This is a genomic window from Vreelandella boliviensis LC1 (genome assembly GCF_000236035.1).
Classification (GTDB): Bacteria; Pseudomonadota; Gammaproteobacteria; order Pseudomonadales; family Halomonadaceae; genus Vreelandella; species Vreelandella boliviensis.
The window spans coordinates 1-528 of sequence record NZ_JH393276.1 but is presented as its reverse complement, the minus strand read 5'-3'; the positions used below and the strand labels follow the sequence as shown (position 1 = coordinate 528).

General features: G+C 45.1%; 2 tRNA genes. Both read left to right on the top strand.

From position 1 onward, the window contains the following. The first annotated feature begins 100 nt into the window (after nucleotides 1-100). Nucleotides 101-177: transfer RNA gene (locus tag KUC_RS19000), tRNA-Ile, on the top strand. Nucleotides 178-282: 105 nt separating this feature from the next. Further along, nucleotides 283-358, top strand: a tRNA-Ala gene (locus KUC_RS18995). Nucleotides 359-528: the final 170 nt, after the last annotated feature.

The following is a 528-nucleotide window of genomic DNA, read 5'->3' as shown; positions in this document are numbered from 1 at the left end:
GTCAGTAAGCGTCCACAATGAATTACCTGATCAGATATAGAGCAAACGGTAGTTAATTTAGTTGCTACAGGTTCCCAAGATCTGTAATGGCTGAATAGCCGGGTCTGTAGCTCAGTTGGTTAGAGCGCACCCCTGATAAGGGTGAGGTCGGCAGTTCAAGTCTGCCCAGACCCACCAAATTTTATCCAGCACTGCGTTATTTTATGACTTGCATAGCAGGCTATGCGGCGCCATAAAATGCCTTGTTCTGAATAAAATTACCCGGAAAAATTGTGTGTTAATGGGGCCATAGCTCAGCTGGGAGAGCGCCTGCCTTGCACGCAGGAGGTCAGCGGTTCGATCCCGCTTGGCTCCACCATTACGTTACTACCCTATTTAACCTTAAATACCGTTTGTGAATGTTTCGTGACCATTGATAAGTCGCTGTGTTGTCGTTTTTATAACGATTGTTGTAATGACAACACGCCGCTTTATCACTGTTCATTGAACAGCTGCTCTTTAACAATGTATATCATGCTGACAAGAACA